Source organism: Deltaproteobacteria bacterium, assembly GCA_009929795.1.
Lineage (GTDB): Bacteria > Desulfobacterota > Desulfovibrionia > Desulfovibrionales > Desulfomicrobiaceae > RZZR01.
The window spans coordinates 1-22,976 of the sequence record RZZR01000018.1 but is presented as its reverse complement, the minus strand read 5'-3'; the positions used below and the strand labels follow the sequence as shown (position 1 = coordinate 22,976).

Sequence of the window (22,976 nt, the reverse complement as noted above, 5' to 3'; positions counted from 1 at the left end):
GCTACGCCTGTCCCGTTTGTCTCCAGCAGCCATCGAGGGGTTCTCATGACCAGCAAGGAAAAAATCCAGGACGAAGATGTTTTTGAATTGACTGAAATCATTGAGGAAGACGCTCCTGACGACTTCCCGGTCGAAAACGTCCTCGGCGAAAACGATCTGGACACCGAGTTCAAGGACCTGCTTGACGACTCCAAGCCGGATGACACCCAGGAAGCCTTTGGCGAGGATCTAGACATCGACGCCCTGTTCAAGGATCTTGATGACGACCGCCCGGATACCAAGGCCTCCGATGTCACGGCGGATCTGCCCGAATCCGCAGTCTTGGATTTGGATGCCGAGATCGATCTGAGCCTGGAGACCGATGCGGCCCCGGAGGAACCTGCCCTGCCCGAGCCTGAGCCCGAATTCTCCGTCGACCTGCCCGAGCCTGAGTCGACACCGGACCTCGAAGTGGATCTTCCGAAGCCCGAAGCCGAGGATGCGCTGACCGACGAGGAACGCGAACTCGAAAAACTCGGCGAGGAGGTCAAGCTCGGGGAACTCGAGAACCTCATCTCCGGCCTGGACGAGGAGTCCGGCCCTGAACCGGACGCCGACATGCGCGGAATGCTCGATGAATCGGCCCGCGTCCCGGGAGTGAGCATCGAGGAGTTTCAGTCCCTGCGTGCCGACTTGGACGCCATGCATGAACGGCTGGCCGCCACGGAGCAGGCCGCTCCCTCCGCCGAGGACGGTATCGCACCCCTGGCTGAAGATCTCGCAGCCCTGCGGGAAAAGGTCGAAACCATTGAGAAGTCCGTGGCCGAGGAAAAGACAGGGCCTCTGGCCGCCGACATTGACTCCTTGAAGGAACGGGTCCAGGCCCTGCCCATCCCCACCAACGATGAACTCGTCGCCCTGATCAGAGAAAATTTGCCCGAACCGCCTGCCATTCCCGACGTCGAGGCCGTCTCGGCCGAAATCCGGAACGAGATACAGACAGGTCTCGACGAATGTCGAAACGAGAGGGACGGTCTCAAGGGCGAGATACAGGCCCTCAAGTCCCAAATCCAGGAACTCTCGGATCAGCGGGAAGCCCTGCAGTCAGAGGTTCGGGCTCTTGCCGCCGCGCCATCCGCCGAAGCCATCGAGGCCGCCGTCACCGAAAAACTGCGTGTCGAACTTGAGCGTTTGATTCCGGACGCCGCGGCCCGCATCTTGCGCGAGGAGATCGCCGCCCTCAAGGGCTGATTCCTCCTCGTCTCAAAGCGACACACAGGCCGGGGACGCGTTCCCGGCCTTTTTTTCGGTCTGCCGGATCGCTCGACTCCCGCCCGGCTCCGTGATAAAAAGTCTTTTTTCAGGAGGGGAGGGCTTCAAGGGTTCTTCCTTCCGGCCGCCCGGTTTGTCGTTTGGCATGGCCAGACCCATTTCCCCCCGGGCGGTTTTTTTCAACGGGACGGGCCGGCCTGACATTTTTCCGGTCCGGAGGCATGATGGATCAGGACCGCAAGCTGGCCTTGCAAGTGGCCAAGGAGATCGTGGTCAAGTTCGTGGAGACCGGACGTATTTCCCCGGCCAACTTTCAGGAGCACTTCGGACCCATCTACCGGGAAGTTCTAAGGACCCTGGAAGACCAGACCCCCAACTCCGCCGACAACCCGGAAGACCGGGACCTATGAGCCATCCGGAGCGGGACGCCCGCATCGCCGGGCTGTTCGATGGCATCGCCGCCCGCTACGATCTGCTCAACCGGGTCCTCAGTCTGGGGCTCGACCGGGTCTGGCGCCGCCGATTGGTCAAGGCCGCAGGCCAGGGTCCGGTCTTCGTCGACCTCGCGGCCGGAACCCTGGACGTCTCCCTGGCCTTGGCCCAGACAAACCTTCGGACCCGGGTCCTGGCCATGGACGTGGCCGGAGCCATGCTCCGTCAGGGCTTGAAGAAAATCCCGCCATCCCATCACTCGAACATCCGGGCTGTCCTGGCCGACGCCAGAGTTCTGCCCCTGCCCGACGCCTGCGCCGATGCCGCGACCATCGCCTTCGGCATCAGGAACATCCAACCCCGTGCCCAGGCCTGGGCCGAAATCTTGCGCATCCTCAAACCCGGCGGTCGGCTTTGCGTCCTTGAATTCGGCACCGGACGCCGACGAATCTGGGGGGGCATCTACAATCTATATCTTCGGTACATCCTCCCCCGGATCGGGGCAGTGGTCTCCAGGGACCCCACGGCCTACCGCTACCTGGCCGAGACCATCGCCGCCTTTCCCGACGAAAGCCTCCTGGCCGGAGAAATACTCGAAAGCGGTTTCGCCGACGTGACCTACACCCCCATGACCTCGGGCATCGTCTTCCTGCACACGGCCCTCAAAGCCCCGGCGACGGAAACGGTTCCGTTCAGTGCAGGGAACGGCCCATGAACACGACCGCCAACCCGGACAGGATAGCGCACAGGCCCAGAATTCTGAGTCTGCCGGGAGGCTGTTCGGCCATGGTCCGCAAAATTACGGGCATTTTTTCGGCCCATAGGAAATAGGGTAGGCCCTCAAGGATGAGGGCCAGTCCGAGACCACAAAGGAAAATTGACAGGTTGAAACTCATGGCCGCTCTCCTACGCTTCCGGTCCGAGCCTTGTCCAGGGCTCGCGCCAAGTCTGGGTGGACGGCCAGCCGACGAGGAGAACCGAAAATGATCACTTTCGAACACCTTGAAAACCGAACCAGCGCCATCGGAGTTGTCGGTCTGGGCTACGTCGGACTGCCCCTGGCCGTGGCCCTCTCCGAACACTTCCGGGTAGTCGGATTCGATATCTCAGCCCTCCGCATCGAGGCCCTCCGGTCCGGAAGGGATTCGACCCTGGAAGTCGATGGCGAGCGCCTGTCACGGGCCCCCATCGAATTCACGGCCGATCCCTCGACCATGGCCGGATGCGGACTGATCATCGTGGCCGTGCCGACCCCCATCGACGGAAATCGCAGACCCGACCTGGGTCCGGTCCAAAGCGCCACGACCACCGTCGGACGGGCCATGTCCGCCGGGAGCGTCGTGGTCTACGAGTCCACGGTTTACCCTGGGGTCACCGAGGACGTCTGTGTGCCCATCCTGGAAACCGAATCGGGCCTATCCTGCGGAACAGACTTTAAGGTTGGCTACTCCCCGGAACGTATCAATCCCGGCGACCGGGTCCACACCCTGGAAACCATCGTCAAAATCGTGGCTGGACAGGACCCCGAAACAGCCGATCTCCTGGCCCGAGTCTACGGACGGGTGGTCACGGCCGGCATCCACCGGGCCTCAAGCATCAAGGTCGCCGAGGCGGCCAAGGTCATTGAGAACACCCAGCGCGACCTGAACATCGCCCTGATGAACGAGCTGGCCCAGATCTTCGACCATCTGGGCATCGACACCCTCGAGGTCCTTCAGGCCGCCGGGTCCAAATGGAATTTCCTGCCCTTCCGGCCCGGCCTGGTCGGCGGTCATTGCATTGGCGTGGACCCCTACTACCTGACCTTCCTGGCCGAGTCCCTGGGCTTCCATCCCCAGGTCATCCTGGCCGGTCGACGCATCAACGACGGCATGGCCAAGTACGTGGCCGAGCGGACCGTCAAGGAATTGATCCGCCGCCAATGCCGGGTCATGGGAGCCAGGGTTGGAGTCCTTGGGCTGACCTTCAAGGAAAACGTCCCGGATCTTCGCAACAGCAAGGTCGCCGACCTGGTCCGAGAACTGCGCGACTACGGAGTTGAGGTTCTGATCCACGACCCTCTGGCCGATCCGGATGAGGCCCGCCGGGAGTACACCCTCGACCTCGTGGACATGAGCGAGTTCCACGACCTCGACGGCCTTGTTTTGGCCGTGGGCCACGACGAATTCAAGCCCCTGGCCCCGGACCGAATCGAGGCCATGTTTGCCCGAGCCCATCGCGGCGTGATCGTGGACATCAAGGCATTTTTCGATCCTGCCCCCCTGCGGGACCGGGGCCTGGCCTTTTGGCGCCTTTAGGAATCCGGCCAACTTGCCCATGATCGTCTTTGCCCTGGCCACCGCGTCCGAACATCGAGCCACCTTCGACTCGGACCGCCCCCTGTCGGGCCCGTCCAGCTCCACAAGCCTGATCACCGGCATCGGCCCCGTCAACGCCGCCGCTGGTCTGGCCGCCTTTCTGGCCGTCAATCCATCCGTCTGCGGAGTCGTCAATCTCGGGGTGGCCGGAACCTTTTCCACGGTTCGGGCAGCCTTGGGGAAGACCGTCGTCGTCGAGCACGAGATCTGGCCCGAATTCGGCCTGTACACGGACTCCGGACTGGACCCCGAGGCCCTTGGCTTCGCCCTGGCCCAAATCGACGGCCGACCGGTATGGGACCGCCTGGACCTTGACCCGGACCGGGCCGCCCGGGACATGGGTCTGGCCCTCGATCCCGAATGGAAACGAGGCCCCAGCCTGACCGTGGCCGGGGTGACCGGAACCCCTGAGCGGGCACGTCACCTGTCAAAGCTCTACGATGCCCTCCTGGAGAACATGGAAGGCTTCGCCCTGGCCCTGGTCTGCGCCGGTCGGCGCATCCCCTTTCTGGAAATTCGAACGGTCTCCAATCTCGTCGGCAGCCGACGGCCCGAGGACTGGGCACTGCACCCGGCCCTGAACCGGCTTTCCGCCATCCGGCAACACCTGATCCCCGGGCGAAGTCAACCATGCTCCTGACCGCCGCCATCTCCCCCTGTCCCAACGACACATGGATTCACGCCTCCTGGATCATGGGTCTGGTCGAACATCCGGGTCTGGCCAGAGACGATCTCGCCTGCCTGTGGTCAGACATTGCCGAACTGAACGACATGGCCGTTCAGGCCCGGGCCCACGTGATCAAGATTTCCGCCGTCCAGGCCCTGCGCCTCGGCCCCGACTGGACCCTCCTGGCCTCGGGCGGGGCCTTCGGCCTTGGCCAGGGACCGCGGATCGTGATCCTGCCCCAGGGCCCGGAAAACCCGAAAACCATGGCTGTGCCGGGCCTGTCCACCACGGCCTTCGCCCTGGCCCGGTCCGCTCTGAGTCACGATTTCAAGCCCGTGCCCATGCGCTTCGACCTCGTGCCTGGGGCAGTCCTCGACGGCCGGGTCGATGCCGGGCTCCTCATCCACGAAACGGCCCTGGTCCACTCCCGCCTCGGACTTGAGCTTTTGGTCGATCTTGGGCAATGGTGGGCCCAACGCAGTTCGGGTCTTCCCCTACCCCTGGGAGTCTGTGTAGCCGCGACGGGCCTCGGTCCATCCCGGATTCGTAGCGTGGACTCCCTGTTCGCGGCGAGCCTCGAGTTTGCCCGCCGAAACCCGGAAACGGTCATGCCTCTGGTCCGGGCACTGGCTCGGGAATTGGACGACTCAACTCTAAAGGCCCACATTGATGCCTACGTCAATAATCTGTCTCTGGATATGGGTCCGACCGGCAAACACGCCCTAGAACTCCTCGGCTCCCTGCTTCCGGACGCCCCAAGGGCCTTTGAGGCGGACCCGGCCCACCCCAACCACCTACGGCCATGAAAGAACTCAAAGCCTACCTTTTGCGCGAAAAAGAGCCCATTGAGGCCTCCATCCGCCAGGCCCTCGCCGGCCTGCACCCCCTGGTCCGACCGGTGGCCGAGCATGTTCTCCTGGCCGGAGGCAAACGACTGCGGCCTCTTCTGGTCATCCTTTCGGCCCGGGCGGGTGGGTACGACGGTCCCGACCTCCACGCGTTGGCAGCGGCCCTGGAGCTTTTTCACTCGGCAACGCTCATCCATGACGACATCCTGGACCACGCCGAAACCCGCCGAGGCCAGGCCAGCACCCACCTTGAATTCGGCCTGACCGAGTCCGTCCTGGCTGGGGACGTCCTCCTGGCCCTGGCCAATCGTATCGTGGCCCGGACCGGCAACCCGGCCCTGACCGAGTGCGTCTCCGAGGCCATCCAGGAGACGGCCGTCGGGGAGATGCTGGAAATCGCCCAGGGCCGAATCCCCGACTTCTCCGAGGACGACTACCTCAAAATCATCATCGGCAAGACCGCCTTTCTGATCCAGGCCGCTGCCGAATTCGGGGCCATTCTGGCCGGAAGGGACGACCAGGCCCGCGCCGCGGCCCGGGAGTTCGGCCGCCACGTGGGCATCGCCTTTCAGCTCGTGGACGACGCCCTTGACTTCGAGGCCGATTCCGAACATCTGGGCAAGCCCGCCGGAACGGACCTCCGGGAGGGAAAGTTGACCCTGCCGGCGATCCTCTACCTCAAGACCCTGGAGTCTGAGGTCCGAAACGAACTCGTGGCCGAAATCACCTCCCGGCGCCTGGACCATCAAACCCTGGGCTCCCTGGCCGATGCTATTGACAAAGGTGGTTTTTCCGGAAAGACAAGAACACAGGCTGAAGAATACATTGCCGTTGCCCTGAAGGCACTTCCGGCGTTCGCCTCCGGCTCCGAAGCCCGAATCCTGGCTCAAATGGCCCAATACATCACAACCCGCCAACGATAAATGTCCGATATCGTCCTCACCACCCTCCGCAAGGGACTGGCTTCGGTCTTTCCCCCGGTGACCACCAAACTCCTCAAGGAACTGGTCAACCCCGATCCCGATCTGAAGCGGATCGGAGAACTGATCGGAATGGACCCAGGTCTTACGTCCACAATCCTCTCCCTGGCCAACTCCCCGATCTACGGACAGGCTCATAAAATCGCCGACATTCAGCGGGCCACGGTCGTCCTCGGGAACAAGGAAATTCTCAAAATCGCCCTGTCCCTGTCGTTTCAAAAAAACACCAAGGCCTTCATGGCCCGGAAGGGCACCGACCCGTACAACAACTGGCGGATGATCATCTGGTCGGCCATTGCCGCCGAACATCTGGCCTTGGATCTGGCCCCGGAAAAGGCCGGCATGGCCTACATCTGCGCCCTGCTCAAGGACCTTTCCATCCTTCTGCTCTGCGCCTCCTCCGAGACCTGCGTCTCTCTGTTCGACAACGGCGACGACATCATCACCCTGCGCAGCGGCCAGTTCGAGCAGGAAAAATCAATGCTCGGCCATACTCACCCGGTCCTGACCCAGATTCTCCTCGACGAGTGGAACCTGCCGGATTTCTGCTACGACAGCATCCTCAAGCACCATGAACTGAACCGCATCCAGGAACTGGATCCTTTTTCCCAGTCCGTGGCCCTGGCCACGCGCTGGGCCGAGGTCGAATTCTCCGCCCTGGAGCGACCCGAACCCCTGTTCCAATTCCAATCCCTTTTGGCCTCGGTGACTGGACTGGACCGCACGGAAGTTGCCAAGGCCCGGGAGGTCTGCACTGAACGCTTCAAGGCCATGTGCACTACCCTGGATCTTGATCCCGCGGGGCTGTCCAGTCGTCTCTACGACTACTCCATCCAGGCCATGCAGACCTTCTACTTCCAGTGCATGGAAATTCAGAGCATGCAGGGCGGCCTCCCGGCTATCGCCTCGGCCATGGCCAATCACTTTCGCTGGAATTGGGGCTTGGAGAACTGGGAACTCCTCCTCTTCGAGCCGAACGCCGCGGTCTGGAAGCTTTTCCGCCAGACCGGCCCGACCGGGAATCCGAATATCGAAGTCTTTCCCCAGGTCGACCGGGTGGCCTGGGGCCTGTCCGAGCCTGGTCATTCGGCCGAGTCCGGAGGACTGAAGCTGGCTGAATTCCGGCACGAGAGTCCAACAGCCTCCACCGCTCTCGAGAGAGAGATCAATCTCTATTTCCGCTTCTTCGGCCACGCCTTCTCATTCTACTATCTCCAGCACGCGGCCATGGAATCCAAGGCTAGGACCCTCGACATCCTTCCAGTGGGCGTGGCCAGACTGGACGGCGACGGCCGCATCCTTCAGGCTAACGAGCGTTTCAGATCCTTCTTCTCCCGGTCCGTGGACGGAGCCGCGTTCTGGCCGGCCATCTCCTCAGCGGCCAAAATTCCTCCCGATCCTCATTGGGACACCTTTCTGACCGGCTCCAAGGCAGCCACTTTCAACAGACTCTTCTGCCCCCTCGGGGCCGGGGTCGCTCCCAAGACGACCTGCATGTACATCAACGCCCACAAGGTCATTCTGGACGGCCGTCTCGAAATCATCGCCCTGGCCGAGGATATCACCCAACTGGCCGAACTGGAAAACGAGGCCGTCCAACAACGCGAGTTCCTGAACAGCCTTCTGGAGGCCATGCAGGACATCGTTTTGACCGTGGACAAGGAGGGAACCATCCTCTTCATCTCCCACGAACAGAGCCGGGAACTCCTCGGCCGGAATATCTTCGAGATCGCCCGGCCCGAAAGCGTCCTGACCGTCGACTGGGGCCCGGCCTCCCTCAAGTCTGGGCATCCATTGGAAGTCAAGATGCATCTTGGTCGTAACAATTTCAAATCATTAGAATTTATCGTCACCCCCCTGCACGGCGGGCAGTCTTCCTATCTGATCGTCGGCCGGGATCTGACCCAGATCCGCCGCCTGGAGGAAAAGATCAAACTCCAGGCCGCCTACGACAACCTGACCAAACTCTTCAACCGGCATCAGTTCCAGTTGGCCATCGAACGGGAAATCTCCCGCAACGGACGGACCCAGCGGCCCATGGGCATCATCTTTTTCGACGTCGATCACTTCAAGACCTATAACGACACCCACGGCCACCAGGAAGGGGACAAGGTCCTCCAGAACATCGGGACCATCCTGAGACAGAATCTGCGCAAGGGCATGGACTTTCCCTGCCGGTACGGCGGAGACGAGTTCGTCATCCTCGTCTCGGAGGTCAATCCTTCCGTGCTCCAGTCCATGGCCGAACGCATCGCCCGGCAGTTCGAAACCATGTTCGACTCGGCCATGACCCTGAGCATAGGCCTGGCCATGCTCCTGGCCGGAGAATCTGCAGAGGAGCTTCTCTACAGGGCAGACCATGCCAGCTACGCATCCAAGGCCAGGGGCGGAAACACCATCACCTGGGCCGAGGAACCGGCCGCCGCATCATGACCCGCCCCGGCCCCCCGGGCCGGGCCTCGACCGTTCCAATCAATCGCAAAGGAGTCCACCCATGAATCTCCATCGCCTCGAGGTCGCACCAAGAACCGATGTGGCCGACGTTCAGGGCGAGCGAGTGGCCCGCAAAATCCGCTCCGAGCTTCGGCTACCCGTTGACTCGGTTCGCATGATCAAGGTTTTCACCATTGCCGGCCTGGATGAGCCGGAGCTCCAGACCGTTCTGGACAGGGCCGCCCTGCACGACCCAGTCCTCCACCGGGCCTCACTCACCTCTCTGGCCTCAGACTTCGACTACGTCATCGAGGTCGGCTACCGGCCCGGAGTCACCGACAACGAGGGACGGACCGCCAGGGAGACCCTGGTCCAGGTCCTAGGCCTTTCGCCCGAACGGCAGGCGAACCTGGCCGTGTACACATCCACCCAATACCTGCTCCGGGGCGGACTGAACCCCGAAGATCCGAACCATATCGTCTCCGACCTCCTGGCCAACGATCTCATCCAGCGAACCTTCATCAAGACAGCTGGCCAATGGACCGACGCGCCCGGATTTCCGGCCGTCGCAGCCCGGGTCACCGGGCAGGCGTCCGTCCGGGTCGAAACCGTGGCGCTGCGAGATTTGAGCGACACGGACCTGGCCGTCCTGAGCCGGGACAGGGTTCTGGCTTTGAGCGTCGAGGAACTCCGGGCCATCATTGCCCACTTCGACCGGCCGGAGATCCAAGCCAGGCGAAAGGCCCAGGGCCTGCCCACGGACCCCACAGACGTGGAACTCGAATGTCTGGCCCAGACCTGGTCCGAGCACTGTAAGCACAAAATTTTCAACGCCGCCATCGACTACGAGGACCAGTCCGTTGGTCGGCGGGAGACCATCAACAGCCTCTACAAGACCTACATCCAGGGCAGCACCCGCGCCCTGCGTGAACGGATGGGCAAGAAAGACTACTGTCTCTCGGTCTTCAAGGACAACGCCGGAGTCGTCCGCTTCGACGACCGAATCAGCGTCTGCGTCAAGGTCGAGACCCACAACAGCCCGTCGGCCCTGGATCCCTACGGCGGGGCACTTACCGGCATCGTCGGCGTCAACCGCGACCCCATGGGCACCGGAATGGGGGCAAACCTCCTCTGCAACACCGACGTCTTCTGCTTCGCCTCGCCCTTCCATCAGGGCGAGCTTCCCCCCAGACTTCTCCACCCCAGACGGGTCCTGGAAGGAGTAAGGGAAGGAGTCGAGCACGGCGGCAACAAAAGCGGCATCCCCACGGTCAACGGGGCGCTGGTCTTCGACCATCGGTACCTGGGCAAGCCTTTGGTCTTCTGCGGAACGATAGGAACCATTCCGGCCGAGGTGGTTGGACGGCCCGGGCACATCAAGAAGGCCATGCCAGGCGACCGCATCGTCATGGTCGGCGGCCGCATCGGCAAGGACGGCATCCACGGGGCCACCTTCTCCTCCGAGGAACTTCACGAAGGCTCCCCGGCCACGGCCGTGCAGATCGGCGACCCCATCACCCAACGGCGCATGTACGACTGTCTGATGCGGGCCCGGGACCTGGGCCTCTACAACGCCATCACCGACAACGGCGCTGGCGGCCTAAGTTCCTCGGTGGGCGAGATGGCCGGAGACACCGGGGGATGCGACCTCGATCTGGCCCTGGCCCCCCTCAAGTATGACGGCCTGGCCCCTTGGGAGATCCTGGTCTCCGAGGCCCAGGAGCGCATGACTCTGGCCGTGTCTCCCGATCGGCTCGAGGAGTTCATGGCCCTGGCCCGGGAAATGAACGTCGAGGCCACGGATCTCGGCCGGTTCACCGATGACGGCCGTTTTCTTGTCCGCCATGGTCGGCGGATCGTGGCCTGCATGGACATGGATTTCCTCCATGACGGTGTCCCCCAAATGCGCCTCCAGGCCCGGTGGAACCCCCCGGTCATCGAGGCCGGACCGGTCCGGGCCATGGCCGGAGAACGGGACCGGGAGGCCCTGCTTCAGCGCATGCTCTCCCGCCTGAACATCTGTTCCCGGGAATACCTTATCCGCCAGTACGACCACGAAGTCCAGGGTGGATCCGTGATCAAGCCCTTGGTCGGCGTCCGCCGGGATGGACCGAGCGACGCTGCGGTCGTCCGCCCGATCCTCGATTCCGAACGGGGCCTGGCCGTGTCCAACGGCATCTGCCCCCGCTACGGCGACCACGACACCTATTGGATGATGGCCGCTTGCATCGATGAGGCCGTCCGCAATTGCGTGGCCGTGGGAGCCGATCCCCGGACCCTGGCCGGGGTGGACAATTTCTGCTGGTGCGACCCGGTCCAGTCCGAAAAAACCCCGGACGGAAGGTTCAAACTGGCCCAGCTCGTTCGGGCCAACAAGGCCCTGGCCCATTTCTGTCTGGCCTACGGCCTGCCCTGCGTCTCAGGCAAGGACTCCATGAAGAACGACTACGCCGGAGGTGGGGTGAAGATCTCCATCCCCCCCACGGTCCTCTTCACGGTCATCGGCATCGTCCCCGACGTGAATATGGCCGTGACCTCAGACCTCAAGGCCCCGGACGAAGACCTCTACCTCTTGGGAATGACCCGCGACGAACTCGGAGCCGGCGAGTATCTGGCGGAACTGGGCCTTGGTGGGGGACAGGTTCCCCAGGTCGACGCCCTGACCTCTCGGGCCCTTTACAGGGCTCTGCACGAAGCCATGCGTCAAGGCTTGGTCGCCGCCTGCCACGACCTGTCCGACGGGGGTCTGGCCGTGGCTCTGGCCGAAATGGCCATTGCCGGCCGGCTGGGCCTTGAGGTCGATCTGGGCCTGGTGCCCTTTCCCGGCCAGGCCGATACTCCTGAGACCATCCTGTACAGCGAGAGCCAGGGCCGTCTCCTGGTCTCGGTCCGCCCCCAAGACAGAACCCAGTTCGAGGCCCTGTTCACAGGACTTCCGGCGGCCAGGATCGGTCTGACCACAGCCCGTCCGATCATGACCTGCATCTGGCGGGATCGCCCAATCCTCTCCTCGCCCGTGGACGACCTGGCCCGGGCCTGGAAACGGACACTGGACTTCTGACCATGGGCCCGGACACCGCTTTAAAAACACCGGCAATGATTGCCGAGCTCGACGACCAGGTCCCGGTGGGAGGGCTGATCCTGACCTCCCGGCTGCCCATCCCGTCCTCCTGGCCGTTTCTGGCCCTGAGCCTCGATCCGGCCCGGGTCCGGTACGCCCAGGCCTTGACGGACCCGAATACCGGCCGGGCCCTCTTCCGGGCCGAATCCCGATTGACCCTGCCCGGCCCGGCCGACGTCTGGCTCTGGCAGGCTCTCGAAGATGTTCCCTCAGGGGAACTCGCCCTGGCTGGGCCCGTCTCCCGAGGTCCTTCCCTGGCCTGGATCACTCTGAGCGACAAGGGCGCCGCCGGATTGCGGACCGACTCCGCCGGGCCGGCCGTGGAGGAGATCCTCGGCGCGGCCATGTCCCTCTCCGGAACTCGCGGATTTCTCCTTCCGGACGAACCGGACCGCCTCAAGGCACTGGTCGTCGATCTGGCCCTGCACCAGGGCGTGGATCTGGTGATCACCACAGGCGGGACCGGTCTCGCTCCCCGGGACACTACTCCCGAGGCCGTTCAGACACTTCTGGACAGACGCCTTCCCGGATTCGAACAGGCCATGATGAACGCCTCCCTGGCCAAGACCCCGCACGCGGCCATCTCCAGGGCCGTCTGCGGAACCATCGGACGTTCCATCGTCGTCACCCTGCCTGGTAGCCCAAAAGCCGTCCGGGAGAACCTCGCCGCCGTGGCCCCGGCCCTGGCCCACGCCTTGGCCAAGCTTCAGGGCGACCCCTCGGACTGCGCCCAGTGACCAATCCGGCCGTGACGACGGCTCATCCGGAGCGGGATCCCTATCCACTGGCCGTGCTCCAGGATCTCGTCGGCAAGCTCAGTGTCGTCCGCCTGGTCATCCTCATCCTGCTCATGATCCCCGTGGGTCTGCAATGGATAGGCCTGGAAACCCCCTATTTCTTCTTCAAGCCCCACCGCCAGCCCCTGCTCATCGGCTTCTTCCTGGCCGGATACGGGTTGAGCCTGATCTACCTCCTGACTTGGGACCGGTTCTCCAGCGTCCTGAAATTCCTCACAATCCAGCTCTGGACCGACGTTCTCCTGACATCTTTCCTGGTATGGATGACCGGGGGAATCCAGAGCGGGTTCGCCTTTTTTTTTCTGGTCATCGTCTTCCTCTACGGTCGGCTCCTGGGCTTTCGGACCGCCACCCTCACGACCTGGGTCATTCTGGCCTTCCTGGTCGGCACCGGCCTGGCCCAGGCCCGGTTTCCAAAACTCTGGACCAACGAAGACCTCACGACCGCCAGCATTGTCTACATGGTTTCCCTTCAAAGCGCGGCCCTGGCCCTGGTCACGCTGCTGGTCAAACTCGGCCGTGGTCAAGAGCGATACCTTCTGGCCCGCCTTCTGGAAAAGGAAAAGGCCTTGGACCGATCCGAACGGCTCAAGAGCCATATTTTGGATTGGATGGAGTCGGGACTGATCCTGCTCGACGCCCAGCACCGGATCTCGGCCATCAACGCCAAGGCCCTGGAATGGGCCGGCCTGGCCCGAGCCGACGAGGCCGTCCACCATCCGATCACGGACATCTACCCCTTCTTCGACTCCCTTTGGGCCGGACGTTCCTCGCTGGAATCCAACCGCCGCGAAATCGTGGCCGAAGACGGGGAGACCGTCTACGGGGTCCGCATGACCAAGGCTCCCGACGATATGGACCTGATCATCTTCATGGACATCACCTCCTTAAAGCGTCTGGAGCGCAAGGTCGCCCAGATGGAGAAAATGGCCGCTGTCGGAGAATTGTCGGCCGGCCTGGCCCACGAAATCAAAAATCCCCTTGCCAGCATCCGGGCCAGCCTTCAGCTTCTGGCCGATGAAGGGCTCGAGGCAGAGTATGTCCGACGCCTGAGCAGGCTCGTCACCCGGGACGTCGACCGTCTGAACGACCTGCTCAAGGATTTTCTCGTCTTTGCCCGGCCCGTCCAGGGTGAGCGGGTCCCGGTTCAGATCGGGGAGGCCGTTCGCGACGCCCTGAACCTTTCCCTGATCCGGGAAACACCGGGAGGTCTGGCCCTGGACATTGAACCGGCCATGGACCGAGTCACCTGGCTCTGGGATCCCAACCAGCTCCAGCAGGTCCTCATCAACCTCTTCCTGAACGCATCTCAGGCCGTGGCCGACCGGCCGAAACAAAAAATCCGCGTCACCCACAGGCAGGACGGTGAGGCCTCGATTCTGAGTATCGAGGACACCGGCCCTGGTTTTGAATCCTCCCTTGGAGAACGCCCCTTCACCCCGTTCTTCACCACCAAGGCCACAGGAACAGGACTTGGGCTGGCCATCGCCCAACGCTTGGCCGGCCAGAACGACTCGGTCATAGACATCGGCAACGTGCTCGAGAGAGGGAGCATTGTCGGGGCCAGGGTCCGCATCCATGCCTTCGGACGCCCGAATTCCTGACTTTTCAAATACAAACGGCGGGGCTATCGAGTCCTCTGTTTTTTGCCGTCTCAAAAACCAAGGCCAAACCGCCCGACAACCTTTCCCTACGGCCTCTCCGAACCGCCACTTGCCTGTCGGCCTCAATCCGCATAATCTCCACATCGGTCGGCAGCTCACCCAGGCGTCGCCGCCCCGTGTCAAGCGGGGTGCTAAACCTGCCTTTCCCCTTTCCACCCGACACCTTATCCCCGTGCCGAGTCGGAAGACGGCGACCACCGGCAGTCCGGTTTTCCGGACAGGCGCACAGCGAGGATAAGTCATGTCCAGGACACCCCTACCATTGACCGTGGGCGATATTTCCATGTTCGCCCACTCGTTGCGACGTCAATTGAACGGCCGGGAAAATACGCCCGGTCACGTCGAGATGTTGAACCTGCTCTGCAAGGCCGGCGGGTTTCGCAATTTCCAGCACTTCAAATCACAGCAGGAAAGACTGCAGGTTCAAGAAACCCCACCCACCGCCCAGATCGATGTAAACGACAAGAAAATCCAACGGGTCGCTCGCTTTTTCGACCATCAAGGACGCCTAGTTCGCTGGCCGGGAAAATTCAGTCAATGTTTGCTCTGCCTCTGGGTCATGTGGTCGCGTATTCCGGCCCGTACCAGCCTCCACGAACGTGAAATCAGCGTCTTTCTCGACTCGCACCATCTTTTCGGCGATCACGCCCTCTTGCGCCGCGAACTGGTGGACAGGGGCATGGTCGAGCGAACACCCGACGGTCGGCAATATCGGCGCATCGAACGCACCCCCCCAGCCGAGGCTCTGGCCTTGTTCGAAAAACTGCGGCGTGTGCCGGAAAACTCGCAAGAGTCCAACAGGCAATAGGCCGACCGAACGCCAGCTTCCTCAAACGCAAACGGCGGGCCCCAAAGGACCCGCCGTTTGCGTTTCGCGTTTGCCAATGCTGGCTAGAAGGCCTGATAGATCCGGTGGGAGGCGTTCTCGTCCCCCATCAAACCGACCTTGATTTCAACATGGGTCACGGTGTCGGACTTGTACTTCAGATTGATCCAGACCTCCCGGTCCCCGTCCTTGGCCACGATGGAAGCCGAGGTGAGATCCTTGCTCGATGAGGTGATATTCAGATTCAGTTTGTCACAGGCCCCCTTGGCCGCCGCGTAGGTGACGTCGAGGCCTGCGCTGTGATCGACCTTCATCCTCCCGGACACGTACGAATAGGTGCCCCCTGCCGCGGCCCCGCCGAGAAGCAAGGCACCGCACCCGGTCAGCGACCCAGCCCAAACCAGCACCGCCACGACTAACGCCAACGAACGAACTCTCATTGCTCTTCCTCCTTGTATTGTCTTCGAGTCCCGATTGAGGTTCTATTCCGGCCGAACCGGAAACGACCCGTGCGAATACTAGGAGTGAACGTGCCTCATGGCAAGCGGACGGTTTATCGTCTTCCCATGCTGGGCTAAAAAATGAGAGCCGGGGCCGGCTCTTTGAAACCGGCCCCGGGAAGGGTGAAGGGGATGGAGGGGATGTAGACCAGGTGTCCGTCAGATCTGGGCCATGAGTTCAAGGGCCTTTTTATCCTCGGGATGGCTGGAAAGAATAGTCTCGAGTTCGTTTCTGGCCGCTTCCTTGTCGCCTAGGGCCACCAGACACCCGGCCAGGGAGTACCGAATTTCGGTCTTGTCCGGCTCCAGAGCCAGATGGTTGCGCAGATGGGGCACGACCTCGACAAGACGATCCAGGACATGGCCCAATTGAATGATCCCGAACAGGGCCACGATGTTCTCGGGGTTGGAGTCCAGGGCCTGAGTGAAATGCTCGAAGGCCTCGGTGTGCATCCCGTACTCCATCTCTATCAGGCCCATTCCGGATAGGGACTTGTCCGAAGGCTGGATGGAGGCCGCCTTCTTGTAGAGATCCATGGCCCTGTCCAGGTCTCCCCGATGCACGGCCACCGTGGCCAGGCCCAGATACGGATCGGGATGGATTCCATTGCTCCCTGCGGCCTTGGTGTAGTATTCCTCGGCCTTGTCGAGTTCTCCCATGAACAGGTAGCACTCGCCCAATTCCTTGTTGATTTCGTAATCCAGATGACTGCTCATGATTTCTTCCTCCCTGGCTTTTGGCCCGTTTGTCGGGCATTGCTGTCGTTTTCCCATTCTAGCAAATCGGGTGCCAATTTCGAGTACACTCTCGGGAACAGGCTCTGAGCCTGATTTCCTCCATGGTGCACGCCATGAAGCCCCCAAGACCGGAGGAAAAAAAATCCCGGTCTCGCGGGCAAGGCTGATCCATCTGGTCATCTTGGAACGGCCATTGCTTTTGTCATCTCGAGAAAAGGCTCCCAAATCAGGGTCGGACAGAAACAAAACGGAAGAAAAAACTATGAAATCAATATTTTCAGACCATATTGCCGTCGTGTCCAAGGTCATGGACTTCCGGCTGCAGCGTCAAAATGTCGTCGCAGCCAACCTGGCGAATATCAATACAAAAGACTACAAGCCTCAACGCCTCGAATTCGAAAAGGAAATCCAGACCGCCCTGAACACCGGAGGACGGATGTCCATGGCCAGGACCGACCAGGAGCACATCCCGGCGCCCTTCGATCCCAAATCGACCAACGCCCAAAGTCTGGACCAGCTCCGAGCCCGGAAGATCCAGGGAGCCGATACCGTGGACCTGGACGAGGAAATGGCCGTCATGGCCAAAAACACGCTGGCCTACAAGGCCCTGTCCACAATTCTTCACAGCAACTTTGAAGGTCTGAAGACCATCATCACCGAAGGAGGCAAGTAATGGATTTCATGACCGCCATCGACATAGGGGCCTCCGGCCTCAAGGCCGAGCGCACCCTACTCAACGTCATCTCCATGAACCTAGCCAACGTCAATACCACTGAAACGGCCGAGGGCGGGACCTATCGGCGGAAGATGGTCAACTTCGAGGCCGTCCCCACCGAATCTCCCTTCAGCAGGGCCATGCAGGGAGCCCTGGACCGAGAACTCAAGGGCGTCAAGGTTTCGGGAGTCGTCGACGATCCCCGGCCTTTTCGAAAGGTCTATGAACCGGGCCATCCCAATGCCGACGAAGAGGGCTACGTCAACTATCCCAACGTCAACGTCGTCCAGGAAATGGCCAATATGATGACGGCCATGCGCTCCTACGAGGCGAGCGTGACAAGCATCTCCACGGCCAAGGGCATGTTCGAGAAAGCCCTGGAACTCGGCCGCTAACCCTGACCGAACGACATTTCTCAAGGAGAGTCCGATATGACGGTCACCAACTCAGTTCTCAAGGCCTATACCAACCCCCTGGTCACCGGGCGAACGCAGGCCCCCACCGTAACTCCCGGACGGGAAACTCCCAGCAGCTTCTCCGACACCCTCCGGGAATCCCTGAAAAAGGTCAACGATATGCAGTCCGAGAAGAACGCCATGATTACGGAATTCGCCGCTGGAGAGCATCAGAACGTCCATGAACTCATGATCACCATGCAGAAGGCCAGCATGGCCATGAAGATGACTTCCACCATTCGAAGCAAGGTCATGGAAAGCTACAAGGAAATCATGCACATGCAGTTCTAGTGATTTTGAATCGACTGTCACCTCCATCCGAAAACTGACAACCGGAGCCCGTCATGGCCAACAAGTTTCAGGAATCTCTCGCCAAGGCCGGAGGCCTGTGGACCAGATCCACCTCGACCCAGAAAATCCTCATCGGGGGGTTGGTCCTCTGCGTCCTGACCGTCTTCTTCCTCCTCCTGTTCTGGCTCAACAGCACCGAGTACAAGGTCCTCTACTCCAACCTCTATTCCGAGGACGCCGGTGCGGTCATCGAAAGCCTGAAAAAGGACAACGTTCCCTATAAAATTGAGGACGGCGGCAAGACCATTCTCGTCCCAACGGACAAGGTATACGAGCAGAGGCTGAAAATCGCAGGACAAGGGTCCATGCACGGCCAGGGAATCGGTTTCGAAATTTTTGACAACAACGCCATCGGCCAGACCGATTTCGTCCAGCGAATCAACTACCAGCGGGCGCTTCAGGGAGAGCTCGGCAGGACCATCATAGAATTCCCGGACATTACCTCGGCCCGGGTCCATCTCGTCCTTCCCAACAAGTCCCTGTTCATCGAGGAACAGAGCCCGCCTTCAGCCTCGGTGATCCTGGGTCTGAGCGGCCGCCGCAAGTTGAGCCCGGAGCAGGTCCAGAGCATCGTCAACCTCCTGATGACCGGTGTCGAAGGCCTAAATCCTTCGCACATCACCATTGCCGACACCAAGGGCGAGGTCCTCTATGAACCAAGGGACAAGGATGGGTTCCAGGGCCTGACCAGCACCCAGTTCGAGTACCAGATGGGCATTGAGCGCAACCTCCAGCAGCGGATCGAGCAGATGCTCGCGCCTCTGGTCGGGCCCGGCAAGGTTGTGGCCAAGGTCAGCGCAGCTCTGGACTTCAGTAAAAGGACCATTGTCAAAGAGTTGTACGACCCGGACAAGACCGTTGTCCGCAGCGAACAGAAGAGCAGCGAGGACAGTCTGGGCTCGGCCAACGTCAACAACGAGCCCACCCCCCAATACCAGGGGGAGGAGAATCCCCTGGCCACCGCCACGACCCAAAGCCTATCCAGATCCTCGTCCACAACCAATTTTGAGATCAATCGCGAAGAGCAGCAGATCGTCGCTCCCGTCGGGGAGATCAACAAGCTGAGCGTTGCTGTTTTGGTTGACGGCAAGCACGCCAAGGACAACACTGGTCAGGACGTGTTTACGCCCCTGCCCCAGGAGGATCTGGTCCGCATTCAGCAATTGGTCGAACGGGCCGTGGGCTTCGATCAGACCCGGGGGGACAGCATCGAGGTCTCCTGCATTTCCTTCGGCTCTCCGCAGGACATGCCCGAGCCGGGGATCATGGATACTGCGGCCCACTACTTCCAGCTCCTGGGCAAGCCACTCCTGAATTCGGTGCTGGTACTTCTCTTCCTCCTTCTCGTGGTCCGTCCAGTGGTCATGGCCATCATCCGGCCCAAGATCGAAGAGCAGAGAATCGAGGAGCGCGAGGGCCTGCCGGGAGCCGAAGAGCGCATGGCCCTGGCCGAGGGTTTGGAAGGGGCCGATCTAGCCGAAATCGAGGAACGCAAGAGGATCGAAGACGCTCGATCCCTGGCCACCCAGAACATGGACCAGAATATGGAGCAGGCTGTTTTGATCATCAAGAACTGGCTTCGGGAAGGAGAGGCCTAGATGCCGCCGAAATCGAATCTCAAGGGCCCGCAGAAGACGGCCATCCTCCTGTTGGCCATGGGCGAGGCCTTCGCCTCCAACGTATTCAAGCAGTTGGACCGCGACGAGATCACCAGGGTCTCCAAGGCCATCGCCGAAATGGACACCATCAGCCGCGAGGATGCCGAGGCCGTGCTCAAGGAGTTCAACGCGACCATGGCCACCAACCGGGACATGCTCGTGGCCGGGCCGGACCAAGTCCGCCGCCTGCTGACCCAAAATCTTGATTCGGACACGGCAAAGTATGTCATGGACGCCCTGGAACTCGACGTCGGCCCGACACCGTTCAAGGAACTGGCCAACGTCAGCCCCAAAATCCTGGCCCAGATTCTCCGCAACGAGCACCCCCAGACCCTAGCCCTCATCTGCGGGCACCTTCCGCCGGAAAGCGCCAGCGAACTCCTTCAAAACCTCTCGTCCGGAGTCAGGCCGGACATCCTCATGCGTTTGGCCAAGCTGGAAGCCGTTCCCGGCGAGATGCTCATGGAAGTCGACAGGGTCCTTCAGAATCAGCTCATCGCCATGGGCGGTAAGGAGGGCAAAAAGGTCGGAGGCGTGCATGCCGTGGCCGAGATCCTCAACGCCATCGACCACGCCACCGAGGAGGAGATCCTGGCCGACATCGAGGAGGAATCCACCCAGATGGCCGACGAAATCCGCCAGCTCATGTTCGTCTTCGACGACATCAAGGCCCTGGACGATCGAGCCATCCGGGAAGTCCTCAAGGAGATCAGTAACGACGAACTGACCCTGTCCCTCAAGGCCGTGGACGACGAACTCAAGGACAAGTTCTTCAGCAACCTGTCCGAGCGCGCCGCGACCATGATCAAGGAGGATCTGGAAATCATGGGACCGGTCAAGCTCTCCGAGGTCGAGTCCGCCCAGCAGAACATCGTCAAGGTCATCCGCCGGCTGGAGGCCGAAGGGAGGATCGTTATCGCCGGCAAGGGCGGAGGGGACGTCCTTGTCTAGGGATACGACCACCGACCGACCGGCGGGCAGGATCATCGTCGGTCTTCAGGAGCGCGGCTTCGCCGATTTCGAAACCTATTCCGACCGGCCGGTCTGGAACGAGGAGACCGAGGCCCTGCTCCTGGAACGGGTCCGGGAACGGGCCCGGGAGCAGGCTACCGCCATCATGACCCAGGCCAACGAGGAGGCCGTGGCCATCCGCCGCCGAGCTGCCGAGGAAGGATTGCGCCAGGGCCGTAAGGAGGCCCGGCAGGAACACGACAGGCTTAAGACCGAGCAGAGGGATATCCTGGCCAAGACCCTCAAGGGCGTCGATCAGAGTCTGGAGAATCTCTGGGAGCGATACCGGCAGGACCTCGTCCTGCTCATGCGGGCCGCCCTGGAAAAGGCCCTGGCCTTCGAGCTGGAGCAATCCCGGGAGGAGGTCCTGACAGCTCTGCTCCAAGAATCCCTGACCCTTTTGGACTGCAAGCGGACCCTGACCGTTCAGGTCGCCCCTCAAGACGAGGCCCTGATCAGGGATCTTCTGGCCGCGGCCCAAAAAAACGACCCCGATCTTGGCTCCTGGCGGGTCCAGGCCAGCCCTCAGGTGAAGACCGGAGGACTGGTGGTCGAGAGCTGCGAAGGCATGGTCGACAACAGCGTCGAAACCAGGATGCGGGCCATCCGGGACATCGTCGAGCAGATCGATCTGAAAGGTGACTCGTGAGTCCCGACTGCCAGGGAACCCTGAACCTCATTCAGGGCTTAAACCCGGCCCAGACCTTCGGCAAGATCTCCAAGGTCGTGGGACTGGTGGCCGAGGGCAAGGGCATCAAAGCCCCCTTGGGGTCGGTCTGCCATATCTTGGGCAACGGAGAGGCTCCACCCATCAGTGCCGAGGTCGTCGGGTTCAGGGACGGCTCGGTCCTGTTCATGCCCCATCAAGACATGCGGGGCATCCAGCCCGGTAGCCTGATCCGCAACACGAGCACCCCGCCGGTCTTCCCGGTCGGACAGCGCTATCTCGGCCACGCCGTGGACGCCTTTGGCCGGCCCTTCAAGGCCGGAGTGACCATCTCCCCCAGACGCTACAACCCGCTTTATACCCCTGCCCCCAATCCCCTGGACCGCCCGCGCATCGACGCCCCCCTTGATGTCGGAATCCGGGCCATCAACGGGCTTTTGACCCTGGGCAAGGGCCAGCGGGTGGGAATCATGGCTGGGTCCGGCGTAGGCAAGAGCACCCTCATGGGCATGATGGCTAGGTACACGGCCGCCGACGTCAATGTCATCGGCCTCATCGGCGAGCGCGGCCGGGAGGTGGTCGAGTTCATCGAAAAAGACCTCGGCCCCGAGGGTCTGGCCCGCTCGGTCCTGGTCGTGGCCACCTCGGACCAAGGGCCCCTTGTCCGGATGCGGGCCGCCTACGCGGCAACGGCCATGGCCGAATTCTTCAGAGACCAGGGCAAGGACGTTCTTTTGATGATGGACTCGGTGACCCGCTTCGCCATGGCCGCCCGGGAAGTCGGCCTGGCCGCCGGCGAACCGCCCACCACACGGGGCTACACCCCCACGGTCTTCTCCCACCTGCCCAGACTCCTGGAGCGCGCCGGGCGCACAAGCTGTGGGAGCATCACCGGCATCTACACCGTGTTAGTCGAAGGCGACGACTTCAACGAGCCCGTGGCTGACTCAGTCCGCTCCATCCTCGACGGCCATATCGTCCTGACCCGTGAACTAGCCGACCAGAGCCACTACCCGTCCATCGACATCCTGAAAAGCGTCAGCCGTCTTCGGCCCGACGTGACCCCGGCCAAGAGCCTCCAAGCCGGCCAGAAGCTCATCCAATGGCTGGCCACCTATCGCCGGGTCGAGGACATGGTCAACATCGGGGCCTATGTCCGGGGAAGCAACCCGGACATCGACAAGGCCCTGGACATGATCGGACCCATCAACGACTACCTTCGCCAGCCCGTCACCGCCCGCCAGACCATCGAGCAGAGCCTTGAGGCTCTCGCCGCCCTGATGAACTGACCCTCACCACATTTGCGCCCCGGGCCGAAAACCCCTATGGTCCGCTCGACAGCGACCGGCCCCCGCCGCCCGCCAACCACCATCCCGAGAGACCTTCACCATGCTTCCTCTGGTCGCCCTGATCGGACGCCCCAACGTCGGCAAGTCCACCCTATTCAACCGCCTGCTCAGGCAGAACAAGTCCCTGACCCACGATCTTCCGGGCGTGACCCGGGA

23 protein-coding genes are annotated in these 22,976 nt (G+C 61.8%); 20 read left to right on the top strand and 3 right to left on the bottom strand.

Annotated elements, in window-relative coordinates:
• Positions 1-45: 45 nt before the first annotated feature.
• From EOM25_03795 to EOM25_03785, 3 genes are all read left to right on the top strand, one after another.
• Entirely contained in the window at positions 46-1,230 is a 1,185-nt protein-coding gene (locus EOM25_03795) for a hypothetical protein (GenBank protein ID NCC24314.1), read from the top strand.
• Between the two features lie 245 nt (positions 1,231-1,475).
• Positions 1,476-1,661, top strand: coding sequence for a hypothetical protein (locus EOM25_03790; GenBank protein NCC24313.1), 186 nt, complete (start codon positions 1,476-1,478; stop codon positions 1,659-1,661).
• Positions 1,658-2,398, top strand: a complete 741-nt coding sequence (locus EOM25_03785; GenBank protein ID NCC24312.1) for a ubiquinone/menaquinone biosynthesis methyltransferase — start codon at positions 1,658-1,660, stop codon at positions 2,396-2,398. Before EOM25_03790 ends, EOM25_03785 begins: the two co-directional genes overlap by 4 nt.
• On the opposite strand, the gene EOM25_03780 is transcribed toward EOM25_03785, so the two are convergent.
• Positions 2,376-2,579, bottom strand: coding sequence for a DUF2065 domain-containing protein (locus EOM25_03780; GenBank protein NCC24311.1), 204 nt, complete (start codon positions 2,577-2,579; stop codon positions 2,376-2,378). The two genes, EOM25_03785 and EOM25_03780, sit on opposite strands and share 23 nt — an antisense overlap.
• A gap of 87 nt (positions 2,580-2,666) precedes the next feature.
• Between EOM25_03780 and EOM25_03775 the strand changes: the two genes are divergently transcribed.
• From EOM25_03775 to EOM25_03735, 9 genes are all read left to right on the top strand, one after another.
• Positions 2,667-3,980 (top strand): nucleotide sugar dehydrogenase, encoded by a 1,314-nt coding sequence (locus tag EOM25_03775; GenBank protein ID NCC24310.1) that lies wholly within the window; start codon positions 2,667-2,669, stop codon positions 3,978-3,980.
• Positions 3,981-3,993: 13 nt separating this feature from the next.
• Positions 3,994-4,680 (top strand): futalosine hydrolase, encoded by a 687-nt coding sequence (gene mqnB / locus EOM25_03770; protein ID NCC24309.1) that lies wholly within the window; start codon positions 3,994-3,996, stop codon positions 4,678-4,680.
• Positions 4,671-5,513 (top strand): hypothetical protein, encoded by an 843-nt coding sequence (locus EOM25_03765; protein ID NCC24308.1) that lies wholly within the window; start codon positions 4,671-4,673, stop codon positions 5,511-5,513. The genes mqnB and EOM25_03765 overlap by 10 nt, the downstream gene beginning before the upstream one ends.
• The gene (locus tag EOM25_03760; GenBank protein NCC24307.1) at positions 5,510-6,478 is read left to right on the top strand and encodes a polyprenyl synthetase family protein; all 969 of its coding nucleotides are present in this window, start codon (positions 5,510-5,512) and stop codon (positions 6,476-6,478) included. Before EOM25_03765 ends, EOM25_03760 begins: the two co-directional genes overlap by 4 nt.
• Positions 6,479-8,968: a diguanylate cyclase gene (locus EOM25_03755; GenBank protein NCC24306.1), complete on the top strand. Its 2,490-nt coding sequence runs from the start codon at positions 6,479-6,481 to the stop codon at positions 8,966-8,968.
• A gap of 61 nt (positions 8,969-9,029) precedes the next feature.
• Entirely contained in the window at positions 9,030-12,029 is a 3,000-nt protein-coding gene (locus EOM25_03750; protein NCC24305.1) for a phosphoribosylformylglycinamidine synthase, read from the top strand.
• Between the two features lie 2 nt (positions 12,030-12,031).
• Positions 12,032-12,826 (top strand): MogA/MoaB family molybdenum cofactor biosynthesis protein, encoded by a 795-nt coding sequence (locus tag EOM25_03745; protein NCC24304.1) that lies wholly within the window; start codon positions 12,032-12,034, stop codon positions 12,824-12,826.
• On the top strand, positions 12,823-14,490 hold the full coding sequence (locus EOM25_03740) for a hypothetical protein (protein NCC24303.1): 1,668 nt from the start codon (positions 12,823-12,825) through the stop codon (positions 14,488-14,490). The genes EOM25_03745 and EOM25_03740 overlap by 4 nt, the downstream gene beginning before the upstream one ends.
• 301 nt (positions 14,491-14,791) lie before the next feature.
• Complete coding sequence (locus EOM25_03735; GenBank protein ID NCC24302.1) at positions 14,792-15,358, top strand: DUF2087 domain-containing protein; 567 nt, start codon at positions 14,792-14,794, stop codon at positions 15,356-15,358.
• A gap of 83 nt (positions 15,359-15,441) precedes the next feature.
• Here EOM25_03735 and EOM25_03730 read toward each other — a convergent pair whose 3' ends face one another.
• Together EOM25_03730 and EOM25_03725 are read right to left on the bottom strand one after the other, a co-directional pair.
• Positions 15,442-15,816, bottom strand: a complete 375-nt coding sequence (locus EOM25_03730; GenBank protein NCC24301.1) for a DUF3568 family protein — start codon at positions 15,814-15,816, stop codon at positions 15,442-15,444.
• Positions 15,817-16,035: 219 nt separating this feature from the next.
• Positions 16,036-16,593, bottom strand: a complete 558-nt coding sequence (locus tag EOM25_03725; GenBank protein NCC24300.1) for a tetratricopeptide repeat protein — start codon at positions 16,591-16,593, stop codon at positions 16,036-16,038.
• A 283-nt stretch (positions 16,594-16,876) separates the two neighbouring features.
• Between EOM25_03725 and flgB the strand changes: the two genes are divergently transcribed.
• From flgB to EOM25_03685, 8 genes are all read left to right on the top strand, one after another.
• Complete coding sequence (flgB, locus tag EOM25_03720; protein NCC24299.1) at positions 16,877-17,287, top strand: flagellar basal body rod protein FlgB; 411 nt, start codon at positions 16,877-16,879, stop codon at positions 17,285-17,287.
• A complete protein-coding gene (gene flgC / locus EOM25_03715; protein NCC24298.1) occupies positions 17,287-17,724 on the top strand; it encodes a flagellar basal body rod protein FlgC in 438 nt (145 codons plus the stop codon). Before flgB ends, flgC begins: the two co-directional genes overlap by 1 nt.
• Before the next feature lie 36 nt (positions 17,725-17,760).
• On the top strand, positions 17,761-18,075 hold the full coding sequence (fliE, locus tag EOM25_03710) for a flagellar hook-basal body complex protein FliE (protein NCC24297.1): 315 nt from the start codon (positions 17,761-17,763) through the stop codon (positions 18,073-18,075).
• Positions 18,076-18,128: 53 nt separating this feature from the next.
• Positions 18,129-19,733 (top strand): flagellar M-ring protein FliF, encoded by a 1,605-nt coding sequence (gene fliF / locus EOM25_03705; protein ID NCC24296.1) that lies wholly within the window; start codon positions 18,129-18,131, stop codon positions 19,731-19,733.
• Complete coding sequence (gene fliG / locus EOM25_03700; protein ID NCC24295.1) at positions 19,734-20,744, top strand: flagellar motor switch protein FliG; 1,011 nt, start codon at positions 19,734-19,736, stop codon at positions 20,742-20,744. It abuts the gene before it with no gap.
• Positions 20,737-21,453, top strand: coding sequence for a hypothetical protein (locus EOM25_03695; protein ID NCC24294.1), 717 nt, complete (start codon positions 20,737-20,739; stop codon positions 21,451-21,453). The genes fliG and EOM25_03695 overlap by 8 nt, the downstream gene beginning before the upstream one ends.
• Positions 21,450-22,760: a FliI/YscN family ATPase gene (locus tag EOM25_03690; protein NCC24293.1), complete on the top strand. Its 1,311-nt coding sequence runs from the start codon at positions 21,450-21,452 to the stop codon at positions 22,758-22,760. The genes EOM25_03695 and EOM25_03690 overlap by 4 nt, the downstream gene beginning before the upstream one ends.
• 100 nt (positions 22,761-22,860) lie before the next feature.
• A partial coding sequence (locus tag EOM25_03685; protein NCC24292.1) for a hypothetical protein occupies positions 22,861-22,976 on the top strand: 116 nt, incomplete at its 3' end.